Source organism: Streptomyces rapamycinicus NRRL 5491 (genome assembly GCF_024298965.1).
Taxonomy (GTDB): Bacteria; Actinomycetota; Actinomycetes; order Streptomycetales; family Streptomycetaceae; genus Streptomyces; species Streptomyces rapamycinicus.
On record NZ_CP085193.1, the window covers coordinates 2,246,139 to 2,267,359 of the forward strand.

General features: G+C 71.4%; 10 protein-coding genes and 1 pseudogene (1 of these 11 only partly in view). 2 read left to right on the forward strand and 9 right to left on the reverse strand.

Annotation, left to right across the window (positions count from 1 at the left end):
* From LIV37_RS09195 to LIV37_RS09205, 3 genes are all read right to left on the reverse strand, one after another.
* Positions 1-9,588, reverse strand: partial view of a non-ribosomal peptide synthetase gene (locus LIV37_RS09195; protein WP_121825663.1) — the 5' portion only. Its footprint begins 1,317 nt before the window's first position; the window shows 9,588 of its 10,905 coding nt (coding positions 1-9,588); it begins with the start codon at positions 9,586-9,588; its stop codon lies off the left edge, out of view.
* An 81-nt stretch (positions 9,589-9,669) separates the two neighbouring features.
* The gene (locus tag LIV37_RS09200) at positions 9,670-11,766 is read right to left on the reverse strand and encodes an ABC transporter ATP-binding protein (protein WP_020866835.1); all 2,097 of its coding nucleotides are present in this window, start codon (positions 11,764-11,766) and stop codon (positions 9,670-9,672) included.
* 54 nt (positions 11,767-11,820) lie between these two features.
* Entirely contained in the window at positions 11,821-12,027 is a 207-nt protein-coding gene (locus LIV37_RS09205; protein ID WP_020866836.1) for an MbtH family protein, read from the reverse strand.
* Between the two features lie 222 nt (positions 12,028-12,249).
* Between LIV37_RS09205 and LIV37_RS09210 the strand changes: the two genes are divergently transcribed.
* Both LIV37_RS09210 and LIV37_RS09215 read left to right on the forward strand, forming a co-directional pair.
* Positions 12,250-12,903 carry a response regulator transcription factor gene (locus tag LIV37_RS09210; protein ID WP_020866837.1) on the forward strand — a complete coding sequence of 218 codons (654 nt, stop codon included), beginning with the start codon at positions 12,250-12,252 and terminating at the stop codon, positions 12,901-12,903.
* 8 nt (positions 12,904-12,911) lie between these two features.
* The gene (locus LIV37_RS09215; RefSeq protein ID WP_020866838.1) at positions 12,912-14,309 is read left to right on the forward strand and encodes a sensor histidine kinase; all 1,398 of its coding nucleotides are present in this window, start codon (positions 12,912-12,914) and stop codon (positions 14,307-14,309) included.
* Here LIV37_RS09215 and LIV37_RS09220 read toward each other — a convergent pair.
* The 6 genes and pseudogenes from LIV37_RS09220 to LIV37_RS09245 form a co-directional block, all read right to left on the reverse strand.
* Positions 14,308-15,099 (reverse strand): annotated as a pseudogene (locus tag LIV37_RS09220) (alpha/beta fold hydrolase); the annotation flags it as partial. The gene LIV37_RS09215 and the pseudogene LIV37_RS09220 overlap by 2 nt on opposite strands.
* Before the next feature lie 2 nt (positions 15,100-15,101).
* Positions 15,102-16,595: a tryptophan 7-halogenase gene (locus LIV37_RS09225; RefSeq protein WP_020866841.1), complete on the reverse strand. Its 1,494-nt coding sequence runs from the start codon at positions 16,593-16,595 to the stop codon at positions 15,102-15,104.
* Between the two features lie 71 nt (positions 16,596-16,666).
* Positions 16,667-17,944: a (3,5-dihydroxyphenyl)acetyl-CoA 1,2-dioxygenase DpgC gene (gene dpgC / locus LIV37_RS09230; RefSeq protein ID WP_020866842.1), complete on the reverse strand. Its 1,278-nt coding sequence runs from the start codon at positions 17,942-17,944 to the stop codon at positions 16,667-16,669.
* Positions 17,941-18,600, reverse strand: a complete 660-nt coding sequence (gene dpgB / locus LIV37_RS09235) for an enoyl-CoA-hydratase DpgB (RefSeq protein WP_020866843.1) — start codon at positions 18,598-18,600, stop codon at positions 17,941-17,943. The genes dpgC and dpgB overlap by 4 nt, the downstream gene beginning before the upstream one ends.
* Positions 18,601-18,614: 14 nt before the next feature.
* Positions 18,615-19,688, reverse strand: a complete 1,074-nt coding sequence (dpgA, locus tag LIV37_RS09240) for a 3,5-dihydroxyphenylacetyl-CoA synthase DpgA (protein ID WP_020866844.1) — start codon at positions 19,686-19,688, stop codon at positions 18,615-18,617.
* Positions 19,689-19,768: 80 nt separating this feature from the next.
* A complete protein-coding gene (locus LIV37_RS09245; RefSeq protein ID WP_243146373.1) occupies positions 19,769-21,124 on the reverse strand; it encodes an aminotransferase-like domain-containing protein in 1,356 nt (451 codons plus the stop codon).
* Between the last annotated feature and the right edge of the window lie 97 nt (positions 21,125-21,221).

Below are 21,221 nucleotides of genomic sequence, written 5' to 3' on the forward strand. Positions count from 1 at the left end.
GAGGCGGGGTTCGGGCTCGATGTCCAGTCGGGCCCGCAGAATGTCGTGCTGATCGACCACCGCCTGAACGGCGCCGGTCAGCGTCTCCAGCCGCGTCCCCGCCGGAACCATCACCACGGTCGACTGGAACACCCCACGTATGCGCTCCGCTCCCGCCCGGCCCAGCAGCTCATGCATCACCGGGGTCAACGGCACCTCGCCGGTGCCCGTGTCGCCGCTTCCCTCAAGGCCATCGGCGGTGGCCACATCACGGGCCACCACGGCCAGCTCCGCCGGAGTGCGCCGCTCGAACACCTGCCGGGCGCTCACCACCAGACCGGCCTTACGCGCCCTCGACACCAGCAGCATCGACATGATCGAGTCACCACCGAGCTCGAAGAACGACGCATCGGCACTCACCTCATCGAGGCCGAGCACCTCGGCGAAGAGCCCACAGAGGATCTCCTCGACGGGCGTCTCGGCGGCCCGGCCCGCCACCATCTCGGCGGTGTCGGGAGCGGGGAGCGCGCCGCGGTCCAGCTTGCCGTTGACCGTGAGCGGCAGCGCGTCCAGCGCCATGACGGTCGGGACCATGTACTCCGGCAACCGGTCCGCCGCGAACTCCCGCACGACCGCCACGTCCAGCTCCCCGCCGGGGACCACGTACGCGACCAGCCGCTTGTCCCCCGGCCCGTCCTCGCGGACCACCACCGCAACCTGACCCACACCCTCGCAGGCGGCCACGACCGCCTCGATCTCACCCGGCTCGACGCGGAAACCACGGACCTTGACCTGCTCATCGCCCCGACCAGCGAAGACCAGATCACCCTCGGCGGTCCACTTGGCCAGGTCCCCACTGCGATACATCCGGCCGCCCGGGCCAGCGAACGGGCAGGCGACGAACCGCTCCGCCGATAGCCCCGGCCGACCGATATAGCCCCGGGCCAGACCCGCACCTGCGATATAGACCTCGCCCGTGACGCCTACGGGTACCGGCTTGAGGAAGGTGTCGAGCACGAACACCTTGTTGTTGGGCAGAGGGCGGCCTATTGGCGGGGCCGTGCCGAGTCCGGGGTCGAGGGGCATGGCAGTGGCGGTGGTGATGACGGTGGCCTCGGTCGGCCCGTACGTGTTCCACACCCGCGCACCCGCCGACCACCGCCCAGCCAGCTCCGCACTCAACCGCTCCGCGCCCAACACCCAATTGCTCACACCCGGCACGGCATCCGGGTCAAGCACTCCCAACAGCGACGGCACCACGCTCGCCACCTGCACCCCGCACCGGCCGATCATCTCCGCCAGCGCCTGCGGATCCTTACGCTCCGCCGCACTCGCCACCGCGAGAGTGCCACCGGCGGCAAGGGTGACGGCGACATCGAGAACGGCGGCGTCAAAGCTGAACGAGGCGAACTGCAACGCCACCACACCCACGTCCATGCCCAGCACCGGAAGCATCGCCTCGGCCAGATTCACCACGCCGCCATGCGCGACGGCCACGCCCTTCGGTCGTCCCGTGGAGCCCGACGTATAGATCACGTAGGCCAACTGACCGGGGACGACGACCGTCCCCAGCCGCTCAGCGGAGAAGCCGTCCGCCTCCTCCATGCGCACCACACGAGCACCACCGACCGGCACCTCGGCCAAGCTCCCCGACGTACCGAGGACCACTTCGGCACCACTGTCCGCGATCACAAACCCCAACCGCTCCGCCGGATACTCCGGATCCAGCGGAACGAACGCCCCACCGGCCTTCCACACCGCCAACTCCGCCACCACCATGTCCACCGACCTCGGCAGACACAGTGCGACCCGCGACTCCGGACCGACCCCCACTTCGGTCAAAAGCCGCGCCAACCGATTCGCCCGCCGGTCCAACTCCCCATATGACAACGCCTCTTCACCGCAACGCACCGCCACCACATCGGGCGTCGCCGCGACCCGCGCCTCGATGCGCTCCACGATCGAACCGCCGGGCAGCGTGGTCCCGGTGGCATTCCACTCCGCCACCACCCGAGCCCGCTCCACCTCCCCCAACACATCGATCTCACTGACCCGCACCCCCGGATCCGCCGCCACCGCCTCCAACACCCGCACCAACCGCCCCACCAACCCCCGCGCCGTACCCTCATCAAACAAATCCACCGCATACAGCAACGCCCCACCCAACCCCGCCGGCGCCCCCACACCATCACGATGCTCGGCCAGGTCCAGCGACAGATCGAAGCGCGCCGGGACCTGGGCGGCCGCCGGTATCCGCCGGACCCGCAGCCCCGGCAGGCCCCATTGCGGCGCCGGTACGCTCTGCAGGGCCAGCAGGATCTGGAACAGCGGGTTGTGGGACAGCGAGCGTGACGGGTTCAGGTCCTCGACCAACCGCTCGAACGGCACGTCCTGATGCCCGTACGCGGCCAGATCGGTCTCCCGCACCTGGGCCAGCAGCTCGGTGAAGGACGGATCCTCGCTGAGATCGGCGCGGACGACCAGGGTGTTGACGAAGAACCCGGCCAGGTCGTCCAGCGCCGGGTCGCCACGGCCCGCGATCGGCACACCCATCGGAATGTCGTCGCCCGCACCCACCCGGCTCAGCAGCACGGAAAGGGCGGCGTGCACCACCATGAACATGGTCGCGCGGCCACGGCGGGCCACGTCCAGCAGCCGGGCGTGGGTCTCCGCGCTGATCCGGATCGGCACCTCGCCACCGCGGAACGAGGACACCGCGGGCCGGGGCCGGTCAGTCGGCAGCGCGAGCTCCTGGGGCGCACCGGCCAGCGCCCCACGCCAGTAGCGGAGTTGGCCGCTGATCACGCTGTCCGGGTCCTCGGGGTCGCCCAGCACCTCGCGCTGCCACAGCGCGTAGTCCGCGTACTGCACCGGCAGCGGCTCCCACACCGGCGCGCCACCCGCCCGACGGGCGGCGTACGCCGCCCCCAGGTCCCGCGCCAGCACACCCATCGACCAGCCATCCACGGCGATGTGATGCGCGACGATCAGCAGCACATACTCCGACGGCCCCGTCTTCAACAGCCGTGCCCGCCACGGCAGATCGACGGTCACGTCAAAGCCACGGTCCGCGTGCACCCCGAGTTCGGCCGCGAGGAGTTCCTCGCTGGTGTCCACGGCGACGAGACGCGGTCGGCCCGCCTCGCCCTCCAGCACCTGCTGGCGCGGCTCGCCATCGGTTTCCGGGAAGACCGTGCGCAGGCTCTCGTGCCGGTCGGCGACATCGCCGAGGGCGGCTTCCAGCGCGGTGACATCCAGATCGCCGGAGAGCCGCAGGGCCAGCGGCAGGTTGTAGACCGCTCCGGCTCCCGGGTTGGTCTCCTCCAGCTGGTTGAGGAACCACATGCGCCGCTGGGCGTACGAGAGCGGCAGCGTCTTCGGCCTCGGCCGTGGTGTCAGCGCGGCCCGGGCGGCCGTACCTCCTGCCGCCGCGACGAGGCGGGCGACTCCGGCCACCGTGGGGGCGGCGAACAGCTCGCCGATGTTGAGCTCGGTGTCGAGGACGGCGCCGATCCGGGCGATGAGCTTCATGGCGAGGATCGAGTCGCCACCGATGGTGAAGAACGACACCTCGGCGCCGACCCGTTCGAGCCCGAGAACCTCGCAGTACAGGCCGCAGAGGATCTCCTCAGTCGGCGTGGCGGGGCCACGCCCGGTGGCATCGGAGAGGTCCGGTGTGGGGAGGGCGGCGCGGTCCAGCTTGCCATTGACGGTCACCGGGAGCGCGTCCAGGGCGACGACAGCGGTGGGCACCATGTACTCGGGCAGCCGCTCGGCCACGTACTCCCGCAGCCCGGCAGTATCCACATCCCCGTCAGAGACGACGTAGGCCACGAGCCGCCGGTCCCCGGGGCGGTCCTCCCGTATGACCACGGCGGCCTGTCCGACCCTCCGGTGTCCGGCGAGGACGGCCTCGATCTCACCCGGCTCCACCCGGAAGCCACGCACCTTCACCTGCTCGTCAGCCCGGCCACCGAAGACGAGTCGGCCGTCCCCGGTCCACTTGGCCAGGTCACCGGTGCGATACATCCGCCCGTCCGTGAACGGGCAGGCCACGAACCGTTCCGCCGTCAGCCCCGGGCGGCCGAGGTAACCGCGCGCGAGCCCCGGCCCCGCGACATACAACTCACCCAGCACACCCACGGGGACCGGCCGCAGTTGCTCGTCCAGTACGTAGACAGCGGTGTTGGCGATGGGCCCGCCGATCGGCACCGGCCCGGACGGCTCCAGCGGCGCACTCATCGTCGCGCATACGGTCACCTCCGTCGGCCCGTACGCATTCACCATCCGCCGCCCCGACGCCCACCGCTCCACCAACCCCGCCGGACACACCTCACCCGCCACCACCAACGTCCGCAAACCCTCCGGCAACTCCTCCACCGTCGCCAACACCGACGGCGGCACCGTCACATGCGTAACCCCGAACTCCGCCACCACCTCACTCAACGACCCCCGCGGCGGCAACCTGTCCCCACCCGCCATCACCAACACAGCACCCGACAGCAACGCCATACAGATCTCGGACACCGCCGCGTCGAAACTCAACGACGCCAACTGCAACACCCGCGCACCAGCACCCACCACAAACCGCTCGATCTGCGCAGCCGCCAGGTTGCCAATACCACGATGCGTCACCACCACACCCTTCGGCCGACCCGTCGAACCCGACGTATAAATCACATACGCCACCTCATCGACACCCACCGAAACCGCAGGCACGGGCTCCGCCACCACCTCAGACGCACCCCACACCAAGCACTCCACACCAGCCGGAACCAACCCCCGCGTCCCCTCCGAGCACACCACCAGCACCGGCCCCGCATCCTCAACCATCCACCCAATCCGCTCCACCGGATACGCCGGATCCACCGGCACAAACCCCGCCCCCGCCTTCACCACCCCCAACAACACCGCCACCACATCCACCGACCGCTCCAACACCACACCCACCAGATCCCCCCGCCCCACACCCCGCGCAACCAACGCACCCGCCACCCGATCCGACCACCCCCTCAACTCCGCATACGACCACTCCTCACCACCCGCACCCACCACCGCCACCACACCCGGGGAGACGGCCGCCCGCGCATCGAACAACTCACCCAACGACCCCACCGGCACCACCCGGCCAGTGGCGTTCCACCCCTCCACCACCCGCTCCCGCTCCCCACGCCCCAGCACCTCGACCTCGCTCACCCGCCGCGCCGGGTCCGCCGCCATCTGCTCCAGCACCCGAACCAGCCGCCGTACCACGCCCCGGGCGGCGTCCTCGTCGAACGCGTCCGGGCGATGGTCCAGCCAGAACTTCAGCTCGTCCGCCGGGTCCACCCCCAGCGTCAGCGGGAAGGTGGTCGCCATCCGGGTCGTGCTGGCGCTCAGCCGCAGGGGGGCGGCCGGTCCGGTCTCGCCCGCGTGGAAGTTCTCGAAGGCCATCAGGGTGTCGAACGTGGCGCCCGGCCCGGCCAGGCGCTGGATCTCCTTGAGGCCGAGGTGCTGGTGGTCGAGCAGCGCCGACTGCTGGGCCTGCACCACCGTGAGCAGGTGGGCGATGGAGTCTGCCGGGCGCAGCCGGACCCGTACGGGGATCGTGTTGATGAAGAGCCCCAGCATGTCCGCCATCCCCGCCAGTTCCGGCGGGCGTCCGGCCACCGCGGCGCCGAACACCACATCGCTCCGGCCGGTGAGTTTGCCGACGACCTGGGCCCAGGCCACCTGTAGCACGGTGTTCAGCGTGACGCCGTGGGCGCGCGCGAGCTCCCGCAGCGCACCGGCCAGATGGTCGCCGGTCTCGGCGAGAACCTTGCGGGTGAGGACGGGTTCGGCGGTCGGGTCGAGCGCGGCGACCGTCGTCGGTTCGGACACGCCGTCCAGCGCCCGCTGCCAGGCGGCGCGCGCCGCCTCCCGGTCCTGGCGGGCGAGCCAGGCCAGATACTCGCCGTAGGGCGTGGTCGGCGCCAGTTCGCGGGTGACGCCGCCGGCCGTGTAGGCGGCCCACAGCTCGCGGATGAGGATCCGCAGCGACCAGCCGTCGAGCACGATGTGGTGCAGGGTCACGACCATGCGGTGGCGGTCGGGGCCGGTCTTCACCAGCAGGATTCGTGCCAGGGGCGGGGCCGCGAGGTCGAAGCGGCGGGCCCGTTCGGCGCTCTCCAACCGGTCCGCCCGGTCCCGCGCCGCCTCCGTACCGAGGTGCGACAGGTCCATCTCGCGCCAGGGCAGGGTGACGCGGCGGGCGATCACCTGGACGGGTTCGTCCACGCCGACGAGGCGGCGGAAGCCGGTGCGCAGGCTCCCATGCCGCTCCACGAGCGCCTGCCAGGTGGCCCGCAACTTCCGTGCGTCCAGAGGCCCTTCGAGCTCCAGGACCTTCTGCTCCACATAGATGTCCCGCTCCCGCTCATCGAACATCGCGTGGAAGAGCAGGCCCTCTTGGAGCGGTGACAGCGGCAGTACGTCGACCACGCCGCCCGCCACCTCGGCCTCCAGCTCCTCGATCTGGGTCTGGTCGAGCGCCATCAGCGGGAAGTCGGACGGCGTGTGGCCACCGCCGGAGTGTGCGGCGAGGCCGGACAACGTCTCCGCCCACGCTTCGAGCAGTCGCCGGGCGGCCGGTTCGGTGAGGAGGGGCTCCGGCCAGTCCAGGCTGATGACCAGTTCGGCTCCCTCGACGCGGGCCGCCGCTTCGAGCGGGTGGGTGGGTGGCCGGTCGTCGTCGCCCGGGGCGGTGAAGCCTAGCTGCGGGGTGGGCAGGGTGGCGAGCGTGGCGGCGGTGTCGGGGTTGAGGTGGCGCAGCAGGCCGTAGCCGAGTCCATCGCCGGGGACGGCCCGCAGCTGTTCCTTGATCCGCTTCACGGCCCGGCCCGCGGCAGGCCCGCCGAGGCGGATCTCCGCGAGGTCGGCGGCCCCGGTGTCGAGCCGTACGGGGTGGTGGTGGGCGAACGAGCCCACGGTGCGGGAGAGATCGGTGCCGCTGCCCAGGGCGCCACGCCCGTGGTCCGGCACGGCCACGTCCACGAGGAAGCCACCGGTCCGGTCCTGACCGTCGCGCCAGGCGGCGAGGGCCGTGGTCAGCCCGGTCAGCAGGACGGTCTCGGCGCCGGTGTGGAACGCGTCCGGCAGGGCGGTCAGCACCGCCGCCGTGGTGTCGGCCGGGATGCGTACGGAGGCGCGGAGCACCGGGGCGTTCGTGTCGCGGGCCGGGCCGGCGGGCCGGGTGGTGAGCAACGGGTCGCCTGCGGCGAGGAGTTCGGTCCAGGCGGACAGCTCCGCACGCCGCCGCGCGCTGTCGGCCTGCGTGGCCAGGGCCCGCGTCCAGTGGCGGAACGACGTCGGGACCGACGCGACCTCCCGCCCTGCGACCGCGGCGGCCATGTCCTCCAGCAGGATCCGCCAGGACATCGCGTCGACCACCAGCCGGTCCGCCACGACGAGCAGCCGTCCCGGCGCGTCCGGCCCGTGGTCGCACCACACGGCCTGGGCCATCACCCCGGCCCGCCGGTCCAGCCGCCGTCCGGCCTCGGCCGACTCGGCGGTGAGCAGTTGCTGGAGCTGGTCGGCGTCCATACCTGCCGTCGCCACCCGCCGCGTCCACGTCCGGACGGACACCGACCCCGCCGGAGGTACGGTCAGCCGCCGCTCCGGTGTGGCCTCCAGCCGGGCCCGCAGCATGTCGTGGCGATCGACGACAGCCTGCAGCGCACGGGCGATGTCGTCCAGGTCCAGCCCGGCCGGGAGGTCGAGTCCGGCCGGGAGGTCCAGCACGGCCGACCGGAACCCCGCGGCCACCTCGGGTTTCCCGTGCCCCTGAAGTCCCTCCCGGTCCAACAGTTCGTGCATGGCCGGGGAGAGCGGCAGATGTCCCGCGCCCCGCGCCCGGTCACCTGTCGCGGCGCTCTCATCCAGCGGCTCGGCGACATCGGCGAGGCGGGCCGGAGTGGCGAGCTCGAACACCTGGTACGGGGCGATCACCAGCCCGGCGCGCCGGGCCACCGACACCAGCAGCATGGTCAGAATCGAATCGCCGCCGAGCTCGAAGAAGGACGCCTCCGCGCTGACCCGCTCCAGGCCGAGGGTCTCGCCATAGAGCCGGCAGAGCAGCTCCTCGGTGGGCGTCCGCGGACCACGGCCCTCCGCGGCGTCGGTGAAGTCGGGGGCCGGGAGGGCGGCGCGGTCCAGCTTGCCGTTCACCGTGACCGGGAGCGCGTCCAGGGCGACGACCGCGGTGGGCACCATGTACTCCGGCAGCCGCTCGGCCACGTACTCCCGCAGCCCGGCAGTATCCACACCCCCGTCGGCGACGACGTAGGCCACGAGCCGCCGGTCCCCGGGGCGGTCCTCCCGTACGACCGCGGCGACGTGGCCGACACCACGATGTCCGGCGAGTACGGCCTCGATCTCACCCGGCTCCACCCGGAAGCCACGCACCTTCACCTGCTCGTCCGCACGCCCGCCGAAGACGAGCTCACCGTCCGCCGTCCGCCGGGCGAGGTCGCCGGTGCGATACATCCGCCCGTCCGTGAACGGGCAGGCCACGAAGCGTTCCGCGGTCAGTCCCGGGCGGCGCAGATAGCCCCGCGCGAGCCCCGGTCCCGCGACGTACAGCTCGCCCAGCGCGCCCTCGGGCACCGGCCGCAGACGCTCGTCCAGCACGAACACCCGTGTATTGGCGATCGGTCCACCGATCGGCACCGGCCCGGACGGCCCCAGAGGCGCGCTCATCGTGGCGCATACGGTGACCTCGGTCGGGCCGTACCCATTGATCATCCGCCGTCCGGGGGCCCAGCGCTCCACCAGCCCCGGAGGGCACACCTCACCCGCCACCACCAGTGTCCGCAGACTCTCCGGCAACTCCTCCACCGTGGCCAGCACCGACGGCGGCACGGTCGCATGCGTGACGCCGTACTCGGCCACCGTCTCGCTCAACGACCCCTGCGGCGGCAACCTGTCCGCGTCCGCCATCACCAACGCGGCACCCGACAGCAACGCCATGCAGATCTCGGACACCGCCGCGTCGAAACTCAACGACGCCAGCTGCAACACCCGCGCGTCGGCGTCCACCGCGAATCGCTCGATCTGCGCAGCCGCCAGGTTTCCGATGCCACGATGGGTCACGAGCACGCCCTTGGGACGGCCCGTCGAACCCGACGTGTAGATCACATACGCCACGTCATCGGCGCCCACGGACACCGCGGGTGCCGATTCACCCTCCGCGGCCGGATCCCAGACCAGGGGCTCGACCCCGGACGGAACCAACGCCCGTGTCTCCTCCGAGCACACCGCCAGCACCGGCCCGGCGTCCTCGACCATCCACCCGATCCGCTCGGCCGGATACGCCGGGTCGACCGGAACGAACCCCGCCCCGGCCTTCACCGCCCCCAGCCACACCGCCACCAGCTCGGCGGACCGGCCCAGCACCACCGCCACCAGGTCACCGCGTCGGACCCCGCGTGCGGCCAGCGCCCCGGCCACCCGGTCCGCCCGCGCCGCCAGCTCCGCGTACGACCACTCCAGACCGTCCGCGCCGATCACCGCCACCGCGTCCGGCGACTCGGCCACCTGGGCGTCGAACAACTCGCCCAGCGGTCGCCAGGATTCGGTCGTGCCATGCATGGATGTCTCCCTCTGCTGCGGTGCGCGATGGCGGTGGTCGGAGCTCCGTGCCCAGCCGTGCTCAGCCGTGTCCGGGCGTGCTCAGCCGTGTCCGGGCGGCGGGCCGCCGGGCATCGCCCGCATTCCCGGATGAGGTCCCGGCCCCGGAAAGGGCGCAGGGCCGGGCCCCGGCCCCATACCCGGCCCAGGGAACGGACCAGCCCCCGGGCCCGCCGGATACGGCCCACGAGGAGGCCCGGCCGGCGCATGCCCATTGCCCACCGGCCCGTGGCCATGAGGCGGCACCGGCCCACGCCCATTGGGCGCCGCATCATGACCACCCGGTTCGCCACGCCCCGCGAACTGCGTGCGGTACAGCTCCGCGTAGAGCCCACCCAGGGCGAGGAGTTCCTCATGGGTGCCGCTCTCCCGCACCCGGCCGCCGTCGATCACGAGGATCTGGTCGGCGTCGCGGATCGTGGACAGCCGGTGGGCGATCACCAGCGAGGTGCGCCCCGCGAGCGCGGTCTCCAGCGCCCGTTGCAGCGCGGCCTCGGACTCGGAGTCGAGGTGTGCCGTGGCCTCGTCGAGGACGACGACCGGTGGCGCCTTGAGCAGCAGCCGGGCCATGGCGATGCGCTGTTTCTCGCCACCGGAGAGCCGGTAGCCGCGGTCGCCGACGACGGTGTCGAAGCCGTCGGGCAGGGACTCGATCAGGCCCCAGATCTGGGCGGCCTTGCAGGCGTCGGCCATCTCCTGCTCGGTGGCCCCCGGGCGGGCGTAGCGGAGGTTGTCGCCGATGGTGGCGTGGAGGAGGTAGGCGTCCTGCGTGACGACGCCGATGGTGTCGTAGAGGGACTCCAGTGTGAGGTCCCGGAGGTCGTGTCCGTCGATGCTGACGGTGCCCTCGCCGGGGTCGTACAGCCGGGGTACGAGATGGGTGATGGTGGTCTTGCCGGCGCCTGAGGGGCCGACGAGGGCGGTGAGCTTCCCGGCGGGCAGCCGGAAGCTCAGCTCGCGCAGGGTCCAGTCGTTCCTGGCGCGCTCCGTGCGCGGTATGGCGATCGATTCGAGGGAGGCGAGCGAGACGTCGGCGGCGGCCGGGTAGGAGAACGAGACGCCGTCGAAGACGATTTCGGGCGCGCCGTCGCGGGGCAGGGCGAGCGCGTCGGGCTTCTCGGAGATGAGCGGCTTGAGGTCGAGGATCTCGAAGAGCCGGTCGAAGCTGACGAGGGCGGTGACCACGTTGGCCTGGGCGCTGGAGATCTGGTTGATGGGGCCGAAGAGCCGGGTGAGCAGGGTGGCCAGGGCGACCAGGGTGCCGATCTCGAAGGCGTGGTCGATGACGAGGCGGCCGCCGACGCCGTAGACCACGGCGGTGGCGAGCGCGCTGAGGAGGACCATCGACAGGAAGAGCAGCTTGCCGTTGACGGCGGTCAGGACGCCGAGGTCGCGGACCTTTCCGGCCAGCTTGGTGAACTGGCGCAGCTCCCGGCCGGGCCGGCCGTACAGCTTGGCCAGCAGAGCCCCGGACACGTTGAACCGCTCGTTCATCAGCGCGCCCATTTCGGCGTTCTGCTCCATCTGGGAGCGCATGAGCCGCTGCAGCCGACGCCCGACGACCTTGCCGGGGAGGATGAAGAAGGGCAGCACGACCAGGGAGATCAGGGTGATCACCCAGGACAGGTAGAACATCGTGATGAGGACGAAGAACAGGGTGAGCGCGGCCGAGACGACCGTGGACAGCAGTGAGGTCAGGGCCTGCTGGGCCCCGACCACATCCGCGTTGAGCCGGCTGACCAGGGCGCCGGTCTGGGCCCGGGTGAAGAACGCCAGCGGCTGGCGCTGCACATGGTCGAAGACCTCGGTGCGCAGCTCGTAGACGAGCCCTTCGCTGACCCGGGCCGAGTACCACGCCTCGCCGAACCCCAGCAGCGCGCCGAGGACCGCGAGTCCGCCGACCGCCATGGCGATACCCACGACGACATCGGAATCTTGTTCGGCGATGCCGTTGTCGATGAGGTATTTGAAGAGGATGGGGACGGCCACCACAATCGCGGCGTTCGCCACGGTCATGAGCAGCAGCAGACAGATGCTGACGCGGTACGGCCGGGTATACGGAAGTATCCGTTTCGCGGTCCCGGCTTTTATTTTCTGCTTGGTCACGGATGGGTCGGGGCCCACCGCGCGAATCATCATCGGCCCTGGGCCGCCTATGGACACGACGCTCTCCTCGGCTTGGGTCGTTCCGACCTATGTGAGCTGGTCGATGAGGCTCTTGGGGCGCATGTCGCGCCAGTTCTCCTCGATGTAGTCCAGGCAGTTCTTGCGGGCGTCCTCGCCGAATACGACGCGCCAGCCGGCCGGTACCTCGGCAAAGGCGGGCCACAGCGAATACTGGCCCTCGTCGTTCAGCAGGACCAGAAAGGAACCGTTTTCGTCGTCGAACGGATTGGTCATCTTCACTCCTTCCAACTTCCCCGGAGCGGGCGGGAATTCAAGGTAACGAGGGCCCATCGGGGGCGGCAAGGTCGACTATTGAAGTGGCGTCCAACCGCGTATTCTCTGCACTTGGACAACGGGTGAAACCCCGCGGAAACCGGAGCCGGGGCATTCTGGATCCCGCTGTCCAGGGGGCAGGGCCGGGCAGGGCCGGTTGGACAGACCGAGGAGGGGGAACGGGTGCGCGTACTCGTGGTGGAGGACGACCAGGAAATGGCGCAGGCGGTGGCCGTCGGCTTACGGCGGGCGCAGCTGGCCGTCGATGTGGCGTTCGACGGGGAGAGCGGGCTGGAGCGGGCCCTGCTCAGTGACTACGACGTGATCGTGCTGGACCGGGATCTGCCGGGGATGCACGGCGACGAGATCTGCTCCGAGCTGATCGCGTCCGGCTGCCGCAGCAGGGTGCTGATGCTGACCGCGGCGGCCTCGGCGGAGGATCTGGTCGACGGGCTCAATCTGGGGGCCGATGACTATCTGGCGAAGCCGTTCGACTTCCCGGTGCTGATCGCCCGGATCGGAGCGCTGGCGCGGCGGGCGCATCCGGCCGTGCCGCCGGTGGTGCACCACGGTGATCTGGTGGTGGACACGGCGCGCCGCAAGGCCGCCCGGGCGGGCCGGCCCCTGGAGCTGGCGCCGAAGGAGTTCGGCGTGCTGGAGCTGCTGCTGTCGGCCAAGGGGCGGGCGGTGTCGGCGGAGGAGCTGCTGGAGCGGGTGTGGGACGAGGCGGCCGATCCGTTCACCAGCGCCGTGAAGATCACCATCAGCAGGCTGCGGGCCAAGCTGGGCGATCCGCCGGTGATCGAGACCGTCGCCAAGCGCGGCTACCGGATCTGAGGCCGCCGATGCCTTCGCTGCCCCGGCTCAGGTCTCCGCTGTCCCGGCTCACCGCCCGGCTCGCGCACTCGGCGCTGCCCCGGCGCACGGTCCGGCTGAAGCTGACGCTGCTGTACGGGGCGCTGTTCCTGCTCTCGGGGGCGGCGCTGCTGACGATCACGTATCTGCTGGTGCTGGGCTCCAACGGCGGTTCGCTGTCCGGCGGGCAGCCCGCGCCGGACGGCGGTGGGCCGCGGGCGGGCGAGACCGGCGGGCACTCTCCGCCGGTGCCACCGCCACGGGGGCGCATCGGGGAGAGCACCCGCGACGTCCTGCCCGCCGCGGCGCGGGAGATCATGGAACTGCAGCGGGACGCCGTACTGCACGACCTGCTGGTGCAGTCCGCGATCGCGCTCGGACTGATGTCGGTCATCTCGATCGCGCTGGGCTGGGTGGTCTCGGGGCGGATACTGCGCCCGCTGCGCACGGTCATCGGCGCCGCCCGGGAGATCTCGGCGACCAGCCTGCATCAGCGCCTCGCCCTCGAGGGCCCGAGCGATGAACTCAAGGAGCTGGGCGACACGTTCGACGGTCTGCTCGGCCGGCTGGAGACATCCTTCGAGGCACAGCGCCGGTTCGTCGCCAACGCCTCGCATGAGCTGCGCACTCCCCTCGCCCGGCAGCGGACGCTGGGACAGTTGGCCCTGTCGGATCCCGACGCGGACGTGACATCGCTGCGCGCGGCACACGAACGGATCCTCGCCGCGGGCGCCCAGCAGGAGCGCATGATCGAGGCGCTGCTGACCCTGGCCCGTAGCCATGCGGGGATCGAGGTGCGCAGGCCGTTCGACCTGGACCGGCTGGCCCGGGAGGTCGTGGCGGCCCGCCGGACGGACGCGGAGCAGCGGCGGGTCACGCTGCGCTGTGCGCTCGCGGCCACGGTCGCGGCGGGCCATCGCCCGCTGGCCGAACGGCTCGTCATCAACCTGGTGGACAACGCGCTGCGGCACAACGAGCCGTACGGCTGGGTGGAGGTGGCCACGGCGGACGAGCCCGGCCGGGCCGTCCTGACCGTGGCGAACTCCGGTCCGGTGGTGCCGCCGAGCGCGCTGGACCAGATGTTCCAGCCGTTCCAGCGGCTCGGCGACCCGCGGACCAACAAGGAGGGCTTGGGACTTGGGCTGTCGATCGTGCAGGCCATCGCGGTGGCGCATGACGCCACGCTCGCCGTGGAGGCCCGCCCGGAGGGGGGCCTCGTCTTCACGATCGGCTTTCCGCACCCACCGGGCCACCAGCCGGGACCGCCAACGGACCACCGGCAGGAACGGCCACCGGCCCACCGGCCGGGACCGCCACCGGGCCACCGGAAGGAACCCTCACCCGCCCACCGGCCGGGGCCGCCACCCCAGCGGCGAGGGGAGCGGTGAAGAAGTCGACGAGCGCGGCGTTCACCGCGGCCGGCTTTTCCAGGTAGCCGTAGTGTCCGCAGCCGGGGATCTCGGTGTAGCGGGCGCCCGGGATGGCGTCGGCGACCTCCCGGGTGAGCTGCGGCCGTACGATCAGGTCGTGCTCGAAGCCCAGGACCAGGCACGGGCAGCGGATGGCCGCGTACGCGGGCAGCCGGTTGGGGATCAGTTGCAGGCCGAGCTGGCCGCGGACCGAGGCCAGGTCGACGGCGGAGATCTCGAAGATGTCCAGCCAGTCGCGCAGCCGCCGCTCATCGGCCAGGGTCTGCGGGGACAGGCTCTGCAGCGCGTTGACATAGGCGGCGTAGCGGGGCGGCAGCTTCACCCCGCTGTCGGCCAGGTCCATCTCCGCGATCGCCTGGGCGGTGGCGAAGGTGTCGGCCCGGCCGCTGGTCGCCATCAGCACTGCCGACCGGACGAGTTCGGGCCGGGCCAGGAGCAGCTCCTGGACGATGATGCCGCCCAGGGAGAAGCCCACGACCCGGCACGGGCCCGCGCCGAGGTGCTCGATGAGGCCCGCGATGTCCGCCGCCATGTCGTCGAGGGTGAAGCCCTCGGCGCAGGGATCGCTCGGCGGGATCCCGCGGTTGTCCACGGTGACCACCTTGAAGCCGGCCGCCTTGAGCGCGGGCACCTGGTGGGTGCGCCACATCCGGCCGGGGGCCCCGGTGCCGGTCACCATGACGACCGGGTCCCCCGTTCCGTGCTCCTCGTAGTTCAGCTGAATCCCGTTGATCCGGACGACAGGCATCGTCAGGCCGGCCCCGGCTGCCAGAGCATGCCGTCGTCGGAAGTGATGAGCCCGCCGGGGAACATCGGCACATCGGGGCCGAGGTCCTCGCCGAGGAAGGCCCGGCTCTGCACCTGCGCGCCCTCCTGCATCGCCTGGCGCACCGCGGAGGAGCGGAACAGCGGCGTCATGTTCCCCTCCGCGTCGGCGGACATCTCGTCGATGGCGGAGACGAACTCGGCCGACTTGGACTTCATGCGCAGCGCGGCCGACTCGGCCCCGTCGAGGTCGAACTCCGAGGACGACACGCCCGCCACCAGCTCGACGAACGACTCCAGCTCGGTGTGCTGGTTGCGAGTGACCTTCTTGGCCGACCAGAAGTAGGAGTCCTCGTCCACGTGCATGTCGTAGAAGGACATCAGGAACTCGTAGAAGACGCCGTACTCCCGGCGGTAGCGGGCCTCGAACTCGGTGAACGCCGCCTCCTCGGAGACGATCCCGGCCAGGCTGCTGCTGATCGAGCGGGCCGCCAGCAGGGCGCTGTAGGTGGCCAGGTGGACGCCGGAGGAGAAGACCGGGTCGACGAAGCAGGCGGCGTCGCCGATGAGCACGAGGCCGGGCCGCCAGAACTTGGTCTGGTGGTACGAGTAGTCCTTGCGCACCCGCAGCTGGCCGTACTGGCCGTCCGTCACCCGGGTGGCGTCCGACAGGTACTCCTTGATGAGCGGGCATTCGTCGATGAGCGCCAGCAGGGCCCGCTCCGGATCGCCCTGGATCTTGTCGGCGTTCTCCCTCCGGACGACGGCGCCCACGCTGGTGAGGTCGGGGGTGAGCGGGATGTACCAGAACCAGCCGCTCTCGAACGCCGCGGACAGGATGTTGCCCGAGTTGGGGGCGGGCAGCCGCTTGCCGCCCTCGAAGTAGCCGAACAGCGCGAGGCTGCGGAAGAACTGCGAGTACTCCCGGGTGCCGCCCACCCGCTTGTGCAGCCGGCTGCCGTTGCCCGATGCGTCCACGACGTAAGCGGCGCGCACCTCGTGCTCGGTGCCGTCCGCGTCGGTGTACCGCACGCCGGTGACCCGTTCGGCGTCCTCGATCACATCGGTGACCGACACCCGGAAGCGGACCTCGGCGCCCTTCTCCACCGCGTGTTCCAGCAGGATGTTGTCGAACTTCGAGCGCTCGACCTGGTACGCGTGCGAAGTGGCACCCGCGATCTTCGGGGACACCGAGAAGGAGAACGTCCACGGCTCGGCGTTGGCACCCCAGCGGAACGTGCCGCCCTTCTTCGGGGTGAACCCGGCGGCTGCCAGCTTGTCCGCCACCCCGGTCATCCGGCAGACGCCGTGGATCGTGGACGGCAGCAGCGACTCGCCGATCTGATACCGCGGAAACGTCTCCTTCTCCAGAATCAGGACCCGGTGGCCCCGCATGGCGACGAGCGCGGCCAGCGTCGACCCACCGGGACCGCCCCCGACCACCACGACGTCGTACTGCTCACGATCCTCATTGCTCATTGCTTCCCCCTCCTGGCGTTCATTGCTCTTCTCGGTAGCGGTAGCGGCAGCGCGCCGGGGCGCGGCCGCGGTCATGCGCCCCGCCCCGCGAACCGGCCGACCTTGCCGATGACGTCCTCGCCGTACAGGCGCAGCGCCTGCTGCAGCGCGAACTCGGCCATATAGCGGCGGAACTCCCCGACCGGCTCCTCGGCCCCGCCCAGCATCCGCCGGTTGGGCACGACCGCCGGGCCGCCGAGCCGCTCCACCGCACCGGCCACGGCCGTGTCCATCTCCTCCGGCTCGACGACCTCGTCGATCAGCAGCCGGGCGTCGGGTTCGGTGGCCCGGATCCGGCGGCCCCCCAGGATGACCTGCCGGGAGATCCTCGGTCCGGTGTGCCGGCCGAGCCGGAAGTTCGCGGCCCCCGGCACGATGCCCTCCCGGGCCGCGGGCAGGCTGAGATAGGCGTCCGACGCGGCGAGCACATGGTCGAAGACGAGCAGCAGCTGGGTGCCGCCGCCGATGGCGAACGTCTCGACGGCCGCCACCCACGGCTTTTCGACCGTCGGAGAGTGCCAGGGCGCGGTGTCGGTGCGCACTCCCCTGACCAGCTTGTGGAGATAGCCCAGCTCGCGGCGGAGCAGAAAGCCGACCAGCGAAATGGCCCCGGCGTGCAGGCTCTTGAGGTTGATGCCCGCGCTGAACACCCTTCGGCCCCGATAGCGGGGATGGCTCATCGGGCCGCCGCGCACCACCCCGACCCGCACCTCCGGGTCGAGCAGCGCGAGGTCGACGGCGGTCTCCATGTCCTCGACCTGCTGCTCGTCCTCGGCGTTCAGGCAGTCGTCCCGGCACATCGTCAGATAGGCCGCGCCGTCGCGCCGCTCCATCCGCACCGACGTCGTCTCGAGGACGCCGGTCCTGGTGAACTCCGGCAGCAGCCGCAGCGCCCGCGGTGTCGGCCGCAGCATCGCGTCGAGCAGATGCGGCCCGGACCGGGGCGAGCCCAGCACGGCGCGCAGGAAGATGCCCTGATCAATCTCGTATCCCTCCTTGTCCGCCTGCCGCCGGGCGCGGTCGGCCGCGAGCTGTCCGGCCGTGGGCAGCAGCGCGGGGAAGGCGGCCGCGGCGGCGCCGACGAGTTCGGCGATGCGGAGCTCGTCGGCGCCGCCGCTGGTGAGGTGGTCGTACACGGCGTCGGCGTGGGTGTGCAGATAGCGCGTCCGCATCGCCCGGGCGGTGTCCTTGGCCGCGGCCAGCTCGGCCCGCTCCTCCGGTCCCCGGGCGCCGGGGTCGGGCAGTTCCGCCACCAGTTCGTCGACGCGGTGTGCCGCCTGCCGCAGCTCCGGCCAGAGCGGGACGGTCATGACGCCTCCACCACGGGCGGCCGCAACGCCCGGTCGCAGGCGGCCAGATGGGGGCCGAGGGCGTCCTCGAAGCTGGTCGTCGCGGCGTCGAAGAGCAGCTGTCGGCGGATCGCGACCTCCTTCCCGGCCAGCCCGCTGACCAGCCCGGCGGCGGCCGCGACCGCACCGGCCGGGTCGTCGGCCAGCTCGTCGGCCACCCCGAGGGCGACCGCCTCGGGAGCCTCGATGGGCACGCCGAACAGCAGCGCCCGGCGGACCCGCGCGGGTCCGGCCAGCTGGACGAGCCGGTAGCCGGCCATACCGGGCCAGGTCGCCGTGGAGTCGCCGTGGACGAGCAGCCGGGTGCCCGGGGTGACCACCCGGACGTCGCAGGCGAGGAAGGCGTCCAGGGCCGCGCCGCCGCAGTCGCCCGAGGCCACCGCGACGGTGGCGCGGGGCAGCCGCTCCAGGCGGCGCAGTGTCCGCTCCCACTTGCTGACGCGCATCACATCGAGGCCGCCGGTCCAGCCCGCCGCCGGGGCCCCGCCGACCTGTACGGCGACGACCCCGCAGCCGGGGCGGTCCTCGGCCTGGTCGCACACGGCCTGTACGGCGTTCACGGTCGCGGCGGTCGGCGGCTCGGTCCCGTCGATCGCCACGGTCAGCAGTTCTTCCATGCCACCCTCCGCGCTCACCACTGGACCAGCGCCGTCTCGATCGTGGAGCCGGGCCCCATGGTCATCAGCACGCCGTACTCACCCGGTTCGGCGACTCCCTCGTCCAGGAGCCGTTCGTAGGAGAACAGGAACGAGCCGCTGGACACGTTGCCGTAGTCCCGCAGCACACCGACGGTGTGCCGGACGTCGTGCCGGGTGAGCCCCAGGTTGACGACGACGGCGTCGATGACCTTCTTGCCGCCCGAGTGCACCAGCCAGTGGGAGATGTCGCTGCGGCGCAGCCCGGTGTCCGCCAGCAGCCGGTCCACGACCAGTTCGGCGTGGGCCCCGACCACATAGGGGATCTGCGGATCCAGGTAGAAGCTGAAGCGCCCCTGCTCGCGGTCCCAGTCGTAGCGCATCGCGTCGGATGCGTCCGGGATGATGCAGCTGGCGAACTTGAGGATGCGCGGCCCCTCGGGGTCGGCCACGCCGTCCGGTCCTGAGCGGAGCGCGATCGCGCTCGCGCCGTCCCCGAAGAGGCTGTTCACGACGGCGGTGCGCATCGTGGAGTCGATCGCGTACGCGGCGGAGCAGGCTTCGGCGCAGAGCACGACGGCGAGTTCGCCGGGGTGGGCGGCGGCCCAGCCCGCGACCACGCCCAGGGCGTTCAGCCCGGCGTTGCAGCCCATGCCCACGATGTCGGAGCGGCTGCAGTGCCGGTCGATGCCGAGCTCCTTGATGAGCAGGGCGCTCAGCCCCGGGGTGAGCAGTCCGGTGGAGGTCACACAGCACAGGTGGCGCAGCTCGGCCAGCTCGGCACCGGCCCGCTTGAGGCAGGCGCGCAGCGCCTCGGCGCCCATCTCGATGGCCTTGGCCTTGTGCTTGTCGAGCAGATCGCCCTGCGGTTCGGGGACGCGACCACCCTTGCCGTCCGGTGGCGGGAGCGTCAGATGGCGGCGGTCGATGGCGCTGTTGAGGAAGACCGAACGGATCTTGGGGTCGGTGATCTCGAAGGCGTCGAGCACCTCCTGCTGGGTGTACGACGTGGATGTCACCGCCGTGCCCACGCCGAGGGCGCGGGGCCGTAACTCGGCTGCCAGGTTCATCGGAAGGTCCACCCCCACATACGCGGCTTGCTCCGGGGGCGGCGACTGCGACTCAGTCCGGACACGTTGCCTCACCTTTCTCACTGGGATCCGCTGGTGTTGTGGTGCGAGGCGCTGTGCGCCTCGATGAAGCGCGCGAGCCTCGCCGTGCCCTCGTCGATCTCGGCGGGCGTCAGATAGCTGATGGACAGTCGGATGCCGTGGTGGCCGCCGGTGCCGGGGTAGAAGTGCGCCATCGGCGTCCAGATCACGCCGAAGTCCTGTGCGGAGGTGGTCAGTACGGTGTTGTCCACCCGGAACGGGACCCGCATGGTGAGGAAGAAGCCACCGCTGGGCTCGTTCCAGCGCACCCCGAGGGCCTCCCGGCGGGCGGCGGGCAGCCGGGCGTTCAGCCGCCGCAGCACCTCCCGCATCGCCTCGCCGTAGTACGCGGCCGCCTCGGCGTTCAGCTCCGACAGCCGGCCCCGGGCGCCGAGCAGCGCGCCCGCCACGGCGGCCTGGCTCAGCGACGAGGTGTTGACCGTCACCATGCTCTTGATCTTGGCCAGTTCGTCCGCAAACAGCCGCTCACCGCCCATGGCGTCCCGGACCCGCTGGTCGGCCACGACGAACCCGACCCGGGCGCCGGGGAAGACCGTCTTGGAGTACGAGCCCAGGTGCACCACGCGGCGGGCCCGGTCCCGGGACTTCAGCGTCGGCAGCGGGGTGCCGGGGCTCACCTGCCGGTACGGGCTGTCCTCCAGCACCAGGAAGTCATGGCGCTCGGCGAGCTCCAGCAGCTCCTCCCGGGCCTTCGGGCCCATCGTGTTCCCGGACGGGTTGGAGTGGTCCGGCACCACGTAGAACGCGCGGGGGCGGCGGCCGCGCGCCCGCTCCGCCAGCACCGCGGCCTCCAGATCGGCGGCGTGGAACCCGTCCTCGCGCTCCTCCACCGGGCGCACGGCCACATCCAGCAGCCGGGCCGCGCCGGTGATCCCCACATAGCAGGGGCTGGAGACCAGCAGGACGTCGTCGGGGCCCGCGAAGAGCGCGCGCAGCACCAGCAGCATCGCCTCCTGGGCGCCGACGGTCACCACGATGGACTCGGCCGGCACATCGGTGTCCTCGTCCGCGCGCAGCGAGTCGGCGATGATCTGCCGGATCTGACCGGCGGTCGGCCCGTACTGGTACAGCGCGGTGCGGATGTCCGCCGGTGAACTCCCCTGCTCCGCCAGGTGGTCCAGATAGCGGCGGATGTGGGTGAAGACCTGCTCGGTGTCGAAGAAGCCGTCGTACGGCCGGCCCGGGGCGAAGGAAATCGCGTCCGGATAGCGATGGGTCACCTCGTTGAGGAAGTTCATCGTGTCCAGCACCGGCTCGGAAACGCTGCCGTGCAGCTGTGCCATTTCGAGGTATTCCCGTTGACGGGTCTGCGCGGCGACGGTGGTTCCTGCCATGAATTCCCCCGGGCGGCAAATGAATGAGAGCGGCTGTATGAGGGCGGCTCGGATGCTTCAGCATCACACGCCCGTCGGCCTTTCGACAACGCCGTCC

Bases quoted from the DNA above. Each gene is read 5' to 3' on its own strand.
- LIV37_RS09200 (WP_020866835.1), bottom strand. From the start codon at position 11,766: ATGATGATTCGCGCGGTGGGCCCCGACCCATCCGTGACCAAGCAGAAA.
- LIV37_RS09205 (WP_020866836.1), bottom strand. From the start codon at position 12,027: ATGACCAATCCGTTCGACGACGAAAACGGTTCCTTTCTGGTCCTGCTG.
- LIV37_RS09215 (WP_020866838.1), top strand. From the start codon at position 12,912: ATGCCTTCGCTGCCCCGGCTCAGGTCTCCGCTGTCCCGGCTCACCGCC.
- LIV37_RS09225 (WP_020866841.1), bottom strand. From the start codon at position 16,595: ATGAGCAATGAGGATCGTGAGCAGTACGACGTCGTGGTGGTCGGGGGC.
- dpgC (WP_020866842.1), bottom strand. From the start codon at position 17,944: ATGACCGTCCCGCTCTGGCCGGAGCTGCGGCAGGCGGCACACCGCGTC.
- dpgB (WP_020866843.1), bottom strand. From the start codon at position 18,600: ATGGAAGAACTGCTGACCGTGGCGATCGACGGGACCGAGCCGCCGACC.
- dpgA (WP_020866844.1), bottom strand. From the start codon at position 19,688: ATGAACCTGGCAGCCGAGTTACGGCCCCGCGCCCTCGGCGTGGGCACG.
- LIV37_RS09245 (WP_243146373.1), bottom strand. From the start codon at position 21,124: ATGGCAGGAACCACCGTCGCCGCGCAGACCCGTCAACGGGAATACCTC.